At 56.1% G+C, this 16,621-nt stretch carries 12 protein-coding genes; all 12 read right to left on the minus strand.

What is annotated here, in order from left to right:
• Window positions 1-456 precede the first annotated feature (456 nt).
• The 12 genes from gmhB to rpoB all read right to left on the minus strand — a co-directional run bounded on the left by gmhB (window position 457) and on the right by rpoB (window position 16,529).
• Window positions 457-999: a D-glycero-beta-D-manno-heptose 1,7-bisphosphate 7-phosphatase gene (gene gmhB / locus ACB032_RS15340; RefSeq protein ID WP_026080330.1), complete on the minus strand. Its 543-nt coding sequence runs from the start codon at window positions 997-999 to the stop codon at window positions 457-459.
• Between the two features lie 112 nt (window positions 1,000-1,111).
• A complete protein-coding gene (tuf, locus tag ACB032_RS15345) occupies window positions 1,112-2,296 on the minus strand; it encodes an elongation factor Tu (RefSeq protein WP_011707694.1) in 1,185 nt (394 codons plus the stop codon).
• 54 nt (window positions 2,297-2,350) lie between these two features.
• Window positions 2,351-4,456: an elongation factor G gene (gene fusA, locus ACB032_RS15350; protein ID WP_011707695.1), complete on the minus strand. Its 2,106-nt coding sequence runs from the start codon at window positions 4,454-4,456 to the stop codon at window positions 2,351-2,353.
• Between the two features lie 75 nt (window positions 4,457-4,531).
• On the minus strand, window positions 4,532-5,002 hold the full coding sequence (rpsG, locus tag ACB032_RS15355; RefSeq protein ID WP_005306266.1) for a 30S ribosomal protein S7: 471 nt from the start codon (window positions 5,000-5,002) through the stop codon (window positions 4,532-4,534).
• A gap of 93 nt (window positions 5,003-5,095) precedes the next feature.
• Window positions 5,096-5,470 (minus strand): 30S ribosomal protein S12, encoded by a 375-nt coding sequence (gene rpsL / locus ACB032_RS15360; RefSeq protein ID WP_005306278.1) that lies wholly within the window; start codon window positions 5,468-5,470, stop codon window positions 5,096-5,098.
• 183 nt (window positions 5,471-5,653) lie between these two features.
• Window positions 5,654-5,932, minus strand: a complete 279-nt coding sequence (gene tusB / locus ACB032_RS15365) for a sulfurtransferase complex subunit TusB (protein ID WP_024945207.1) — start codon at window positions 5,930-5,932, stop codon at window positions 5,654-5,656.
• Between the two features lie 7 nt (window positions 5,933-5,939).
• Window positions 5,940-6,296 (minus strand): sulfurtransferase complex subunit TusC, encoded by a 357-nt coding sequence (tusC, locus tag ACB032_RS15370; protein WP_016352262.1) that lies wholly within the window; start codon window positions 6,294-6,296, stop codon window positions 5,940-5,942.
• 9 nt (window positions 6,297-6,305) lie between these two features.
• Complete coding sequence (gene tusD / locus ACB032_RS15375) at window positions 6,306-6,698, minus strand: sulfurtransferase complex subunit TusD (protein ID WP_016352263.1); 393 nt, start codon at window positions 6,696-6,698, stop codon at window positions 6,306-6,308.
• Window positions 6,699-6,784: 86 nt separating this feature from the next.
• On the minus strand, window positions 6,785-7,165 hold the full coding sequence (locus ACB032_RS15380) for a RidA family protein (RefSeq protein ID WP_011707699.1): 381 nt from the start codon (window positions 7,163-7,165) through the stop codon (window positions 6,785-6,787).
• Between the two features lie 25 nt (window positions 7,166-7,190).
• A complete protein-coding gene (locus ACB032_RS15385) occupies window positions 7,191-7,907 on the minus strand; it encodes a transcriptional regulator (RefSeq protein ID WP_005306294.1) in 717 nt (238 codons plus the stop codon).
• Between the two features lie 197 nt (window positions 7,908-8,104).
• Window positions 8,105-12,409, minus strand: a complete 4,305-nt coding sequence (gene rpoC / locus ACB032_RS15390; protein WP_011707700.1) for a DNA-directed RNA polymerase subunit beta' — start codon at window positions 12,407-12,409, stop codon at window positions 8,105-8,107.
• Window positions 12,410-12,500: 91 nt separating this feature from the next.
• Window positions 12,501-16,529, minus strand: coding sequence for a DNA-directed RNA polymerase subunit beta (rpoB, locus tag ACB032_RS15395; protein WP_010635847.1), 4,029 nt, complete (start codon window positions 16,527-16,529; stop codon window positions 12,501-12,503).
• Window positions 16,530-16,621 lie beyond the last annotated feature (92 nt).

The following is a 16,621-nucleotide window of genomic DNA, read 5'->3' on the forward strand; positions in this document are numbered from 1 at the left end:
ATGTGTTAGGCCTGCCGCCAGCGTTCAATCTGAGCCATGATCAAACTCTTCAATTTAAGTTTGGTTGCCTGTTAAGGCGGCTCAATGAATTGCTGAATTAACTGCTGCAACATAAAGTTGCTTTGGTCACTTCATCAGACATTGATATCAAAAATTGTTTTTGATGCTCGATGCTGTGAGTGCCCACACAGATTGCTTGATTCAAATTGTTAAAGAGCGACGCAGCTTTTGGCTGCTGCGGGAGTGGCATTCTACTCAACCGCCTTCTCGAGTCAAGCCTTATTTGCAAAGGCTTTTCGAGGCTACCGACCCGGTTGTTTGCGTTGCCGCTTGCCGTGTCGATGGAGGCGCATTATAGGGAGCTGAAACTTTCTGGCAAGCAAATAATTGCAAAAAGATGGCTTTCACCGTTCAACCGCTCACAAAGCCACCAAAAAGCATTTAAAACCAGCAAAATCAACCCACGGTGGGGGCTGCTATGGCAAAATCATGCAGATTGTCATAGATGGCATCGGCCAGCTCGACACCAGCATCCGTTACCGGCTTGCCCGTTCTGACCATGATCTTGTGACCAACCCCGGCATTGATGGCCGCTTTCAGATCGGAAGGTTTGTCGCCCACCATATAGGAGCGGCTCATATCGATGTTCAGTTCTTGCTTGGCAAGCAGCAACATTCCCGGTTCTGGTTTGCGGCAGTCACAGGGAGCACCATGCTCCGGATGATGCGGACAGAAGTAGATACCATCGAGGTCCACGTCGCGATCGGCCAGTGACCAATCCATCCACTCGGTCAGGTTCATGAAATCATCTTCGCTGAAATAACCGCGAGCGATACCAGACTGGTTGGTGACAACGACCAGCAGATACCCTTTCTTCTTCATCAGTTGCAAGGCTTCGATGACCCCGGGCAAAAAGTGGAAGTCATCTACCTTGCTGACATAACCGGTGTCTTCGTTGATGACACCATCACGATCCAGAAAAATGGCTGGTTTGCTCACAGAAACGACCTCTATCAATGATTTCGCAAAGTATCTCACAGGCCATTTAAAGCCCCAAAAGTAAAAGGGGTGGCCGAAGCCACCCCTTTCATGTGCGTATTTAAAGTATCGATTAAGCGATAACTTTAGCTACAACACCAGCACCTACGGTACGGCCACCTTCACGGATGGCGAAACGCAGGCCGTCGTCCATCGCGATCGGCGCAATCAGGGTAACAACCATCTTGATGTTGTCGCCCGGCATTACCATCTCTACGCCTTCCGGCAGTTCGATGGTACCGGTCACGTCGGTTGTACGGAAGTAGAACTGCGGACGGTAGCCTTTGAAGAACGGGGTATGACGACCACCTTCTTCTTTGGACAGCACGTACACTTCAGATTCGAACTTGGTGTGCGGCTTGATGGTGCCCGGCTTGGCCAGTACTTGACCACGCTCTACGTCTTCACGCTTCACGCCACGCAGCAGTGCACCGATGTTCTCGCCTGCACGACCTTCGTCCAGCAGTTTGCGGAACATTTCAACGCCGGTACAGGTGGTCTTGGTGGTATCTTTGATACCAACGATTTCCACTTCTTCACCAACTTTGACGATACCGCGCTCTACACGACCGGTAACTACGGTACCGCGGCCAGCGATGGAGAATACGTCTTCGATAGGCATCAGGAACGGCAGGTCGATGGCACGCTCCGGCTCCGGAATGTAGGTGTCCAGATGGCCAGCCAGTTCCAGGATCTTCTCTTCCCACTGAGCTTCGCCTTCCAGCGCTTTCAGTGCGGAACCACGGACTACCGGCAGGTCATCACCCGGGAAGTCGTACTCGGACAGCAGTTCGCGAACTTCCATCTCGACCAGTTCCAGCAGCTCTTCGTCATCTACCATGTCACACTTGTTCATGAACACGATGATGTACGGAACGCCTACCTGACGACCCAGCAGGATGTGCTCACGAGTCTGCGGCATCGGGCCGTCAGTCGCGGCTACTACCAGGATCGCGCCGTCCATCTGGGCAGCACCGGTGATCATGTTTTTAACGTAGTCGGCGTGACCCGGGCAGTCTACGTGCGCGTAGTGGCGGGTAGCGGTGTCGTATTCTACGTGGGAGGTGTTGATGGTGATACCACGCTCACGCTCTTCCGGTGCCTTGTCGATCTGGTCGAAGGCGAAAGCCTTACCACCGAAGTGCTTGGCCAGCACGTTGGTGATAGCGGCAGTCAGGGTGGTTTTACCGTGGTCAACGTGGCCGATGGTGCCGACGTTTACGTGCGGTTTATTACGCTCAAATTTTTCTTTAGACACGACGTAGTCCTTCTAGGTTAAACCCGCCTACCGTCGTAGGCGGGGAATCTTAAATTACTTGGATTTGCGCTCTTCGATCACGGCCTGGGCGACGTTGGTCGGGGCATCGTGATACTTGGCGAATTCCATGGCGTAGGAAGCACGACCCTGGGTAGCAGAACGCAGGGCGGTAGCGTAACCGAACATCTCGGCCAGCGGCACCAAGGCACGAACGATCTTGCCGGACGGGCCATCTTCCATACCTTCGATCAGGCCACGACGACGGTTCAGGTCACCGATCACGTCGCCCATGTAGTCTTCCGGAGTCTCGACTTCTACTTTCATGATCGGTTCAAGCAGAACCGGGTTGGCCTTCATGAAGCCAGCCTTAAAGGCCATGGAAGCAGCGATCTTGAACGCCAGTTCGGAAGAGTCGACATCGTGGTAGGAACCGAAGTGCAGACGCACGCCCAGATCCATTACCGGATAGCCTGCCAGCGGGCCGGACTTCAGCTGCTCGCGGATACCCTTATCAACACCTGGGATGAACTCACCAGGAATGACGCCGCCCTTGATGTCGTTGACGAATTCGTAGGCTTTGCCTTCTTCCAGCGGGTACATGTCGATCACAACGTGACCGTACTGACCACGACCACCGGACTGCTTGGCGTGCTTACCTTCGATATCCTTGACGGTGTTACGAATGGTTTCACGGTAGGCAACCTGCGGCTTACCTACGTTCGCTTCTACCTTGAACTCGCGACGCATACGGTCAACGATGATGTCCAGGTGCAGCTCACCCATACCGGCGATGATGGTTTGGCCAGACTCTTCGTCAGTCCATACGCGGAAGGACGGGTCTTCCTGAGCCAGACGGCCCAGAGCCAGGCCCATCTTCTCTTGGTCAGCCTTGGTTTTCGGCTCAACTGCGATGGAGATTACCGGTTCCGGGAATTCCATACGCTCGAGGATGATCGGCGCTTTTTCGTCACACAGGGTGTCACCGGTGGTCACGTCTTTCAGACCGATGGCGGCAGCGATATCGCCTGCGCGAACTTCTTTGATCTCTTCACGCTTGTTGGCGTGCATCTGAACGATACGGCCAAAACGCTCGCGCTTCTCTTTAACGGAGTTCAACACGGAGTCACCGGAGTTAACCACACCGGAGTAAACGCGGAAGAAGGTCAGGTTGCCTACGAACGGGTCGGTAGCAATCTTGAATGCCAGAGCAGCAAACGGCTCGTCATCAGAAGCATGACGCTCGTCTTTGGTCTCGCCATCCAGCTTCAGACCGTCGATGGCTGCTACGTCGGTCGGAGCCGGCAGATAGTCAACCACGGCATCCAGCATGGCCTGTACGCCCTTGTTCTTGAACGCGGAGCCACAGGTAACCAGGATGATTTCGTTGTTCAGAACGCGCTGACGAAGAGCTTTCTTGATCTCTTCCTCGGTCAGTTCTTCACCACCCAGGTATTTTTCCATCAGGTCTTCAGACGCTTCAGCAGCGGCTTCAACCAGGGTCATGCGCATTTCTTGCGCTTTTTCCAGCAGCTCAGCCGGGACGTCTTCGTAATCGAAGGATACGCCCTGGTCAGCTTCGCTCCAGTTGATGGCTTTCATCTTGACCAGGTCGATAACGCCCTTGAAGTTCTCTTCTGAACCGATGTTCAGTTGCAACGGAACCGGGTTACCTTTCAGACGGGTCTTGATGTGCTCAACGCAGCGCAGGAAGTTGGCACCGGTACGGTCCATCTTGTTGACGAACGCGATACGGGGAACCTTGTACTTGTTAGCCTGACGCCATACGGTTTCAGACTGTGGCTGTACGCCACCTACGGCACAGTACACCATCACGGCGCCGTCCAGAACACGCATGGAACGCTCTACTTCGATAGTAAAGTCAACGTGGCCCGGGGTATCGATGATGTTGATACGGTGCGGTTGGAACTGTTTGCCCATACCGGACCAGAAAGCGGTGGTCGCGGCGGAGGTGATGGTGATACCACGCTCTTGTTCCTGTTCCATCCAGTCCATGGTGGCGGCGCCATCGTGAACTTCACCGATCTTGTGACTTACACCGGTGTAAAACAGAACGCGCTCGGTAGTAGTAGTCTTACCGGCGTCGATGTGAGCGGAGATACCGATATTACGATAACGCTCAATGGGGGTTGTACGAGCCATTGTCATCCTCTTACTAGGGCACTTGTCCCCAGATAATTAAAGGTGCGCAGAGCCAAAAGACCCTGCGCAAGCGGATTACCAGCGGAAGTGAGCGAAAGCCTTGTTCGCTTCAGCCATACGGTGTACGTCTTCACGTTTCTTGACAGACGAACCCTTATTGTCAGCGGCATCCAGCAGCTCGCCAGCCAAACGCTGAGCCATTGATTTTTCACCACGTTTACGAGCGGCATCAACCAACCAGCGCATTGCCAGGGCATTGCGGCGAACCGGACGAACTTCTACCGGTACCTGATAGGTTGCACCACCGACACGACGAGATTTAACCTCGACGGCCGGACGAATGTTGTCCAGGGCTTCTTCGAATACGGCCAGGTGCTCTTTGCCAGTCTTGGTGGCAATGATGTCCAGCGCGCCATATACGATGGCTTCGGAAACAGATTTCTTACCGTCAACCATTACTACGTTGACAAATTTAGCCAGCAGCTCTGATCCGAACTTGGGATCCGGCAGGATTTTACGCTGACCAACAACACGACGTCTTGGCATTTCAAATTCTCCGTAACTTCAGGGGTTACCCAAAACTAGAAAGTTATCTAACTAGAAACGAATTAACGTTTGGCCTTACTTAACGGAGAACCATTAAGCTTTCGGACGCTTCACGCCATACTTGGAGCGAGCCTGCTTACGGTCTTTAACACCGGCACAGTCCAACGCACCACGAACGGTGTGATAACGAACACCTGGCAAGTCTTTTACACGACCGCCACGGATCAGAACAACAGAGTGCTCTTGCAGGTTGTGACCTTCACCGCCGATGTAGGAGGTGACTTCGAAGCCGTTGGTCAGACGTACACGGCATACTTTACGCAGTGCAGAGTTAGGCTTCTTCGGGGTGGTGGTGTATACACGGGTGCACACGCCACGCTTCTGAGGGCACGCTTCCAGCGCCGGCACGTTGCTTTTCACAACGAGCTTGATGCGTGGCTTGCGAACCAACTGGTTAATAGTTGCCATCAAAAGGCTCCTGATAATGACTTCATAAACATGTGAAAAATCCTCCCCGCAGATACGGGGACGCGAAATTTTATGCCCTGTTGTCAAGGGAGTCAAGATTTATACAATCCGAGCCAGGAAAGGCAGTGCAGAGACCGTAAAAAAAGTCGGTAACCGGCTGAAATAGTTATATAAAACTGACTGTCAGCCAGCCCAAGTCTGCGGCGAGCCTTTTTCCGCGATCAGGGCCACCAAGCCTGCCATGTCCAGATCCAACCCGATCCGTTGTTGCAACCCCCTCGCCTGCAGGTCTTCCCGCATGACGTAAAGCGGCACCCCAGCCAACCGCGCACACCACTGAGGGGCCGTGGCGGCTACGACGGCATCCTGCATCAGCACCAGCACATCCTCCGGCTGGCGGTAGGTCAACGCCTGCTCCAGGTCCTGGCTCTGGAAGGGAGAGGTCAATATCAGCTGTATCATGGTCACCTCAAAAGCAGATGTGGGTAGCACAGGCATCCCACTGGTGCCGGATGTCGGTGCGGGACAAGCCGGTCACGGGGATCAGCAGATCAGCCACCGTCAGGCCACGCTCGGCCAGCGAGTCGGTGCACACATAGACCTCCTCGATGTCGTAGAGCTCGAGCAGTTTGAAGGTCGGCGCATAGTGACGCTGCAAGATGGCCTGCGGCTGCTGCTCCCTGAGCAGTTGCAGCACACCATCCCCGATGAGGAACAGGGCCAGCGACTCGGTCATGGCCGAAGTAGCCAGCAGGGCATCCAGACCTTCCCGCCCGGCGGCGGTACCGTGCGGCCCGCGCCGGCAAATAAACGCTATCTTGTGCATGGCTGCCTCCTAAAACTGGACGAATCGATCGGCGGTCAGGCTGGCCTCCGCCAGCTGACCCAGGCCGCTCAGGCAAAATGGCGGCTCCAGGTTGAAGTGTGCCCTGCCCAGCCCCTTGGCCTCCTGCTCATCCAGCACACCGCGCCGCATGGCGGCAGCGACGCACACATCGATACGGATCCCTTGCTGGTTGGCCAGTTCACGCCACAGGGCGACCAGGTTGCTCTCATCGGAGGCGGGAGCATGCAGCCCGTTGCCGTTGCAGACCCCATCCTGGTAGAAGAACAGGTGAGACAAACGATGGCCCTGCTCGATGAGGCTCAAGGCAAAACGATAGGCGGTGCTGGCCGACTGGGTGCCATAGGCGGGCCCCGTTACCAGCAGGGCAAAATTCAGACTCATATCCGGACTCCTGCGCATGTGTTCGTCCATTCTACGCCAAACACAAAAAAGCCCCTCCTGAGAGGGGCTCTTCGTGCAGCCTTGGATCAGACGTAAGCGATGGCTTCGACTTCAACCAGCACATCCTTCGGCAGACGCGCCACTTCCACGCAGGAGCGGGCAGGAGCGGCGTCACCGAAGTAACGGGCATAAACCTGGTTGAAGGCAACAAAGTTGTTCATGTCGCTGAGGAAGCAGGTAGTCTTCAGTACCTTGCCGGTATCGGCTCCCGCTTCCTTCAATACTGCAACCAGGTTCTTCATCACCTGCTCGGCCTGCGCTTCGATACCGCCAGCCACTATCTCCATGGTGGCCGGATCGAGCGGGATCTGCCCGGAAGTGAAGACCAGCTCGCCCAGTTTGGTGGCCTGAACATACGGGCCAATTGCGGCAGGAGCCTTGTCGGTTGCAATAACTTCTTTAGCCATTCTTGTCTATCCCCTTCTATGGCGCTTACTCGTTTTCGTCTTCACCCTGCTTGCGCTGTCGGATGTACAGATAAACGGTATGTTTGGAAATGTTCAGCTTGTCGGCGACCAGGTTGATCGAGTCCTTGATATCAAATATGCCCTTCTCGAACAGCTGGGTCACGATAAACCTGTTTTTAGCATTGTTGGCAACGGTCGGATCGCGGTTGATCTCGTCGATGGTGTTGTCCACCGTCTGGGCAACCAGCTCTTCCACACTGTTGGCAAAGGTCTCCGGCGACTGACGCTCGACTTGTTGCGGCGTCGGGAAAAATTCGGCGACAAACTCGTGAAAAGGCGCATTGATGTGCAGGTTGATACAAATGAGGCCAATCACCTGCTTGTCGCTGTTCCTGATGGCGATGGTACTCGACTTCATCAGGGCACCGGTACGGCTGCGAGCAAAATAGCTCTGGGTGTAATCCTGGCCGGTATTCTCGATGTCCTTGAGCATACGCAGCGCGAGGTCGGTAATGGGGGCTCCCTCATTCCGTCCCGTATTGAACCCGTTGGCAATCTTGATCACGGACTCGTGCAGATTTTCCAGGGAGTGAAGCACCACTTCACAGTGCTTGCCGAACAACTCGGCCAAGCCATCGATCAGCCCATCGTATGAGCGCAACAATTCCCTGTCTTCGTCTGTAAAAGTGCGACCGATCAGCTGCTCTTCGGGAAGCATCACTTCCTCGATACCGACAGTCATGTTCTACCCCTGTAATACCCATTCAACTTTCCCGAGTTTTCAGTTGCGAGGGGGCAATGTCAACTTTTTTTGATTTTTTACTCTGCAACCTTGCTCTGGATCATCCGAATATCCGCGTGGCGTCTGGCTTTGACGAGAAAATCGACAATAAAAAAGGGCCCCATGAAGGGGCCCTTTTCATTCGCTACAGCGGAAGATTACTCTTCGTCAAAACTGCCGGCTGCGTTGAGCAGATCCGCCAGGTTTTGCTGAGCTTCATCGGCAGTCACCTGCGGCACACCAACAGCACGGGCTGCGGCGGCACGCTGGTTGATCCGGCCGTGGTGGTAGGCAAAGCCGGTACCAGCCGGGATCAGACGACCCACGATCACGTTCTCTTTCAGGCCACGCAGTTCGTCACGCTTGCCGCCAACGGCCGCTTCGGTCAGAACACGGGTGGTTTCCTGGAAGGAAGCCGCGGAGATGAAGGACTCGGTGCTCAGAGATGCCTTGGTAATACCCATCAGGATGTGACGGAAGGTGGCCGGGGTCTTGCCCTCAGCAACCAGCTTACGGTTGGCAATCTTCACGCGAGCCACTTCAACCTGTTCGCCTTCGATCAGGTCGGTGTCGCCAGCGCTCAGGATCTCGCACTTGCGCAGCATCTGACGCACGATGACTTCGATGTGCTTGTCGTTGATCTTAACGCCTTGCAGACGGTAAACGTCCTGCACTTCGTTGGCGATGTAGTTGGCGACCGGGCTGATACCGCGCAGACGCAGAATGTCGTGAGCAGACTCAGGACCGTCTGCCAGCACTTCACCCTTCTCAACTTTTTCACCTTCGAACACGTTCAGGTTACGCCACTTCGGAATCATCTCCTCGTAGACATCGCCACCGTCGGTCGGGGTGATGACCAGACGGCGTTTGCCCTTGGTCTCTTTCCCGAAGGAGATGGTACCGGAGATCTCGGCCAGAATTGCCGGTTCCTTCGGTTGACGTGCTTCGAACAGATCCGCAACGCGCGGCAGACCACCGGTGATGTCCTTGGTACCGCCGGACTCTTGCGGGATACGCGCTACCGCGTCACCCACGCCCACGTTGGCACCATCTTCCAGGTTCACGATCGCCTTGCCCGGCAGGAAGTACTGGGCGGCTACATCGGTACCCGGGATCATCACGTCCTTGCCGTTCAGGTCGACCAGTTTCACGGTCGGACGCATCTCTTTACCGGCGCTCGGACGCTCGTTGACATCCAGCACGACGATGGAGGAGAGACCGGTCAGCTCGTCGGTCTGACGAGTAATGGTCACGCCATCGATCATGTGTTCGAAGTGCAGGCGACCCGCTACTTCGGTGATGATCGGGTGAGTGTGCGGATCCCAGTTGGCAACGGTCTCGCCAGCGTTCACGGCCTGGCCGTCCTTCACTTCCAGCACGGAACCGTAAGGCAGCTTGTGGCTTTCCTTGGTACGGCCCATCTCGTCCATGATGGTCAGTTCGGTAGAACGGGAGGTGATAACCAGTTTGTCATCGCTGTTGTGAACGAACTTGGCGTTCTGCAGCTTGATGCTACCGGTATTCTTGACCTGGATGCTGCTCTCGGCAGCGGCACGGGATGCGGCACCACCGATGTGGAAGGTACGCATCGTCAGCTGGGTACCCGGTTCACCGATGGACTGGGCGGCGATAACACCGACAGCCTCACCCTTGTTAACCAGGTGACCACGGGCCAGATCACGGCCGTAGCAGTGAGCACAGTTACCGAAGTCGGTCTCACAGGTGATGGCAGAACGTACCTTCACGCGGTCAACGGAGTTGCGCTCCAGCAGGTCACACAGCTGCTCGTCGAGCAGGGTGTTGCGTGCTACCAGCACTTCGTCTTCAGTACCAGGCTTGATCACGTCATCGGCAACCACACGGCCCAGCACGCGCTCACGCAGCGGTTCGACCACGTCGCCACCTTCGATCAGCGGAGTCATCCACAGACCTTCGGTAGTACCGCAATCGTCCTCGGTGATCACCATGTCCTGTGCCACGTCAACCAGACGACGAGTCAGGTAACCGGAGTTCGCAGTCTTCAGTGCGGTATCCGCCAGACCCTTACGAGCACCGTGAGTGGAGATGAAGTACTGCAGTACGTTCAGACCTTCGCGGAAGTTCGCGACGATCGGGGTCTCGATGATGGAGCCATCCGGCTTGGCCATCAGGCCACGCATACCGGCCAGCTGACGGATCTGGGCTGCGGAACCCCGCGCACCAGAGTCGGCCATCATGAAGATGCTGTTGAACGAGGCTTGCTCTTCTTCTTCACCCAGCGAGTTGACGTTACGCTCTTTGGACAAGTTCTCCATCATGGCCTTGGAGACGCGCTCGTTGGCGCTGGCCCAGATATCGATAACCTTGTTGTAGCGTTCGCCCGCGGTCACCAGACCGGACAGGAACTGGTCCTGGATCTCGGCAACTTCGGCTTCGGCTGCGGCGATGATGTCTTTCTTGGCATCCGGGATGACCATGTCATCGATACCAACGGAAGCACCGGACAGGGCCGCATAGTGGAAACCGGTATACATCAGCTGGTCAGCGAAGATGACGGTGTCCTTCAGGCCCTGCTTGCGATAGCAAGTGTTCAGCAGACGGGAGATGAGCTTTTTGCCCAGCGCCTTGTTGGATACGGATTTGATCCAGTTCTGCGGGTTGGCATCCAGGTCAGCCTGCTCTGCAGCAGTCAGCACCTTCGGCTCGTCGATCAGCGCGTATTCCATGCCTTTCGGCAGGATCAGGCTCAGGATCGCACGACCAACGGTGGTGTTCTTCATCTCGGTGTGAGCACGCAGCGAACCGTCTTCCTGACGCAGGTATTCGGTGATGCGAACTTTCACGCGAGCATGCAGATCGGCCAGACCGGCGCGGTATACCTTCTCGGCTTCTTTCGGGCCGGACAGCACCATACCTTCGCCCTTGGCGTTGATACGGGCACGGGTCATGTAGTACAGACCCAAGACCACGTCCTGAGACGGAACGATGATCGGCTCACCGGAGGCAGGCGACAGGATGTTGTTGGTGGACATCATCAGCGCACGCGCTTCCAGCTGGGCTTCCAGGGTCAGCGGTACGTGGACCGCCATCTGGTCACCGTCGAAGTCCGCGTTATAGGCGGCACAGACGAGCGGGTGCAGCTGGATGGCCTTGCCTTCGATCAGGGTCGGTTCAAACGCCTGGATACCCAGACGGTGCAGGGTCGGTGCACGGTTCAGCAGAACCGGGTGTTCGCGGATCACTTCGTCCAGGATGTCCCAAACGACAGCTTCTTCGCGCTCCACCATCTTCTTGGCGGCCTTGATGGTGGTCGCCAGACCGCGGGATTCCAGCTTGCCATAGATGAAGGGCTTGAACAGCTCCAGTGCCATCTTCTTCGGCAGACCGCACTGATGCAGACGCAGCGTCGGACCTACAGTGATAACGGAACGACCGGAGTAGTCGACACGCTTACCGAGCAGGTTCTGACGGAAACGACCTTGCTTACCCTTGATCATGTCGGCCAAGGATTTCAGCGGGCGCTTGTTGGAACCGGTGATGGCACGACCTCGACGGCCGTTGTCCAGCAGGGCATCGACGGACTCTTGCAGCATGCGCTTTTCGTTGCGCACGATGATGTCAGGAGCAGCCAGGTCCAGCAGGCGCTTCAAGCGGTTGTTACGGTTGATCACGCGACGGTACAGATCGTTCAGATCGGAAGTCGCGAAACGGCCGCCGTCCAGCGGTACCAGCGGACGCAGGTCCGGCGGCAGCACGGGCAGCACTGTCATGATCATCCACTCCGGCTTGTTGCCGGACTGCAGGAAGGCTTCCATCAGCTTCAGGCGCTTGGTGGTCTTCTTGCGCTTGGTCTCGGAGTTGGTCTGGTCCAGTTCTTCGCGCATGGTGCGCACTTCGCCTTCCAGATCGATGGCGCGCAGCAATGCCAGGATTGCTTCGGCACCCATCTTGGCGTCGAATTCGTCGCCCCACTCTTCCAGTGCGTCCAGGTACTGCTCTTCGGACAGCATCTGGCTGCGCTCGAGGTTGGTCATGCCGGGTTCGATCACTACATAGGATTCGAAATACAGCACGCGCTCGATGTCACGCAGGGTCATGTCCAGCAGCAGACCGATACGGGACGGCAGGGACTTCAGGAACCAGATGTGGGCAGTCGGGCTGGCCAGCTCAATGTGGCCCATACGCTCACGACGGACCTTGGTCTGGGTCACTTCTACGCCGCACTTCTCACAGATCACACCACGGTGTTTCAGGCGCTTGTACTTGCCGCACAGACACTCGTAGTCCTTCACCGGTCCGAAGATACGGGCGCAGAACAGACCATCACGTTCCGGCTTGAAAGTCCGGTAGTTGATGGTCTCAGGCTTTTTGACCTCACCGAATGACCAGGAGCGGATCATGTCAGGAGAGGCCAGACCGATCTTGATACTGTCAAACTCTTCGGTCTTGGTCTGAGCCTTCAAAAACTTGAGTAAGTCTTTCACGTGTTTCCCCTGTCAGGAGTCTAACCTCGGCGCCCCTACTGCCGAAACAGCGGGGCGCCCACGTCAATTCTCGAACAATAAGAGCGAGCTCTTACTCTTCGTCCAGCTCGATGTTGATACCCAGAGAGCGGATTTCCTTCAGCAATACGTTGAAGGATTCGGGCATGCCCGGCTCCATACGGTGGTCGCCATCCACGATGTTCTTGTACATCTTGGTACGGCCGTTCACATCGTCAGACTTGACGGTCAGCATCTCCTGCAGGGTATATGCCGCACCGTAAGCCTCCAGGGCCCACACTTCCATCTCACCGAAACGCTGACCACCGAACTGTGCCTTACCACCCAGCGGCTGCTGGGTAACCAGGCTGTAAGAACCGGTAGAACGCGCGTGCATCTTGTCGTCTACCAGGTGGTTCAGCTTCAGCATGTACATGTAACCCACGGTGACCTTACGCTCGAAGGCGTTACCGGTACGACCGTCGAACAGGGCGATCTGACCGGATTCCGGCAGGTCTGCCAGCTTCAGCAGGGCCTTGATTTCACGCTCTTTGGCGCCATCAAAGACCGGCGTAGCGACCGGCAGACCCTTGCGCAGGTTACCGACCAGGGTACGTACGTCGTCGTCGGACAGCTCGGCCACGTTCACTTGCTGGGTGTCTTTCTCGCCCAGGTCATAGACCTGTTGCAGGAAGTCACGCATCTCATGCAGTTCGCGCTGTTCCTTGACCATGCGGTCGATCTTCTCGCCGATACCCTTGGCCGCGAGGCCCAAGTGCACTTCGAGGATCTGACCGATGTTCATACGGGACGGTACACCCAACGGGTTCAGAACGATGTCGACCGGACGGCCGTACTCGTCATGGGGCATATCCTCGACCGGACAGATCTTGGAGATAACACCCTTGTTACCGTGACGACCCGCCATCTTGTCACCCGGCTGGATGCGACGCTTGACGGCCAGATAGACCTTGACGATCTTGAGTACGCCCGGCGCCAGGTCATCGCCCTGGATGATCTTGCGACGCTTGTTCTCGAATTTCTTGTCGAACTCGGCCTTCAGCTCAACGTGCTGTTCAGCGATCTGTTCCAGCTCGATTTGCTTGGCTTCATCTTCGATGGCCAGTTCAAACCATTTGGAGCGATCGAGCTTGTTCAGACGGTCTTCGCTGTAACCGGCGGCCAGCAGCAGGTTGCGGGAGCGGCCGAAAATGCCGTCTTCCAGGATCTTGAACTCTTCGGTCAAGTCCTTCTTCGCTTCCTTCAGCTGCATCTCTTCGATTTCTTTGGCGCGCTTGTCTTTTTCCACGCCATCGCGGGTAAAGACCTGCACGTCAACCACAGTACCGTACACACCGTTCGGCACACGCAGGGAGGAGTCCTTCACATCGGACGCCTTCTCACCGAAGATGGCGCGCAGCAGCTTCTCTTCCGGCGTCAGCTGGGTTTCACCTTTCGGCGTTACCTTACCGACCAGAATGTCGCCGCCCTTCACTTCAGCACCCACGTAGACGATACCGGACTCGTCCAGCTTGGACAGAGCGGCTTCACCCACGTTCGGGATGTCAGCAGTGATCTCTTCCGGACCCAGCTTAGTGTCACGGGAGATACAGGCCAGTTCCTGGATGTGAATGGTGGTCAGGCGATCTTCCTGAACAACACGCTCGTTCACCAGGATCGAGTCTTCGAAGTTGTAACCGTTCCACGGCATGAACGCGACGCGCAGGTTCTGACCCAGCGCTAGTTCACCCAGGTCGGTGGACGGGCCGTCAGCCAGCACGTCGCCCGCCATCACCGGCTCGCCCAACATCACGCACGGACGCTGGTTGATACAGGTGTTCTGGTTGGAACGGGTGTATTTGGTCAGGCTGTAGATGTCGATGCCGGCTTCGCCAGGCAGCAGCTCATCTTCGTTAACCTTGATAACGATACGGGAGGCATCGACGTAGTCGATCATGCCGCCACGCTTGGCCACTACGGTAACACCGGAGTCAACGGCCACAGCGCGTTCCATACCAGTACCAACCAGCGGCTTGTCGGCGCGCAGAGTCGGTACAGCCTGACGTTGCATGTTTGAACCCATCAATGCGCGGTTCGCGTCATCGTGTTCCAGGAACGGGATCAGGGCCGCTGCCACAGATACGATCTGCTGCGGGCTCACGTCCATATACTGGATCTGGTCGGCGTTCATAAAGGTGGATTCACCTTTGTGACGGCAGGGGATCAATTCATCTTTCAGACGGCCATCTTCGGTGGTCGCGGCGTTAGCCTGTGCGATCACGTACTTGCCTTCTTCAATAGCAGACAGATAGTCCACTTCGTCGGTGATCACACCGTCAATGACCTTGCGGTACGGAGTCTCGAGGAAACCGTACTCGTTGGTACGAGAGTACACGGACAGGGAGTTGATCAGACCGATGTTCGGACCTTCAGGCGTTTCGATGGGGCACAGACGACCGTAGTGGGTCGGGTGTACGTCTCGAACTTCAAAGCCGGCACGCTCACGAGTCAAACCGCCCGGGCCCAGCGCAGAGATACGGCGCTTGTGGGTCACTTCAGACAGCGGGTTGTTCTGGTCCATGAACTGGGACAGCTGGCTGGAACCAAAGAACTCTTTGACTGCGGCGGAGATCGGCTTGGCGTTGATCAGATCCTGCGGCATCAGGGTGTCCAGGTCGCCCAAGGAGAGACGCTCCTTGACCGCACGCTCGACACGTACCAGACCGACGCGGAACTGGTTTTCAGCCATTTCACCGACAGAACGGATACGACGGTTGCCCAGGTGGTCGATATCGTCCACTTCGTCGTTACCGTTACGGATGTCGATCAGGCGCTTCATCACATCGACGATGTCGTCTTTGGTCAGAGTACCCACGCCGGTCTCGTCTTCACGAGCCAGACGGCGGTTGAACTTCATCCGACCTACGGTAGACAGGTCGTAACGCTCGGAAGAGAAGAACAGGTTCTCGAACAGCTGTTCTGCGGCTTCGCGAGTCGGCGGCTCACCCGGACGCATCATGCGATAGATTTCGACCAGAGCTTCCAGGCGGCTAGAGCTGGAGTCGATACGCAGGGTCTCGGACATGTAGGCACCGTGATCCAGTTCATTGGTGAACAGAACCTCGAAGTGCTTGAAGCCGGCTTGGGAGAGGTTGGCTACCGCTTCCAGGCTCAGCGCCTGGTTGGCAGTCACTACCATCTCGCCAGTTTGCGGATGTGCGTAGTCCTTGGCAGCAACTTTGCCAACAACATACTCAACCGGTACCTCAATCTGGGTAACGGAATCTTTTTCCAACTGACGGATGTGACGCGCAGTCACTCGACGACCGGTCTCAACCACCACGGCGCCATTGGCCACGATGTCAAAGGTCGCAGTTTCACCACGCAGGCGCTCCGGCACCAGATCCATCATCAACTTGCCATCTTTGACCTCGAAACCGATGGTCTCGAAGAAGGTGGCCAGAATCTGTTCGGAACTGAAATCCAGGGCACGCAGAATAATGGATGCCGGCAGTTTACGACGACGGTCGATACGGACAAACAGGTTGTCTTTCGCATCGAACTCGAAGTCCAGCCAGGAACCACGGTAGGGAATAACGCGCGCGTTATACAGCACCTTACCGGATGAATGTGTTTTGCCTTTATCGTGGTCGAAGAAGACGCCTGGGCTACGATGCAGCTGGGAGACGATTACCCGCTCGGTACCATTGATAACAAAGGTGCCGTTCTCGGTCATGAGCGGAATTTCGCCCATGTATACTTCTTGTTCCTTGATGTCTTTGACGGTGCCGGCAGCTGCTTCACGGTCGTACAGAACCATACGAAGCTTGACACGCAGCGGCGCGGAGTAGGTCACTCCACGGATCTGGCATTCTTTTACGTCAAATACCGGCTCACCCAGGCGATAGCTGACATACTGAAGCTCAGCACTACCGGAGTAACTGGTGATCGGGAAAACGCTACGGAAAGCGGCCTCTAGGCCATATTCACCTTCCGGGTCAGCCTCGATGAACTGCTTGAAGGAGTCCAGCTGAATGGACAACAGATAAGGCGTGTCCAGTACCTGGTCTCGCTTACCGAAGTCCTTACGAATGCGTTTTTTTTCGGTATAAGAGTAAACCATAGGGTTCCTCAGCTCGCTGATAAGTGACCCACTCTGTCCCACGGGACAGCTCTGTCTCAACACCGTTTTGTGTTGGCCCGGACGAATGAAAA

It is taken from the genome of Aeromonas sp. S5(2024) (assembly GCF_041403025.1).
Taxonomy (GTDB): Bacteria; Pseudomonadota; Gammaproteobacteria; order Enterobacterales; family Aeromonadaceae; genus Aeromonas; species Aeromonas hydrophila.

Coding starts and splice junctions, on each gene's coding strand:
- tusC (WP_016352262.1), bottom strand. CDS start 6,296: ATGCACAAGATAGCGTTTATTTGCCGGCGCGGGCCGCACGGTACCGCC.
- ACB032_RS15385 (WP_005306294.1), bottom strand. CDS start 7,907: ATGACTGTCGGTATCGAGGAAGTGATGCTTCCCGAAGAGCAGCTGATC.
- rpsL (WP_005306278.1), bottom strand. CDS start 5,470: ATGGCAACTATTAACCAGTTGGTTCGCAAGCCACGCATCAAGCTCGTT.
- ACB032_RS15380 (WP_011707699.1), bottom strand. CDS start 7,165: ATGGCTAAAGAAGTTATTGCAACCGACAAGGCTCCTGCCGCAATTGGC.
- tusD (WP_016352263.1), bottom strand. CDS start 6,698: ATGAGTCTGAATTTTGCCCTGCTGGTAACGGGGCCCGCCTATGGCACC.
- rpoB (WP_010635847.1), bottom strand. CDS start 16,529: ATGGTTTACTCTTATACCGAAAAAAAACGCATTCGTAAGGACTTCGGT.
- fusA (WP_011707695.1), bottom strand. CDS start 4,456: ATGGCTCGTACAACCCCCATTGAGCGTTATCGTAATATCGGTATCTCC.
- tusB (WP_024945207.1), bottom strand. CDS start 5,932: ATGATACAGCTGATATTGACCTCTCCCTTCCAGAGCCAGGACCTGGAG.
- rpsG (WP_005306266.1), bottom strand. CDS start 5,002: ATGCCAAGACGTCGTGTTGTTGGTCAGCGTAAAATCCTGCCGGATCCC.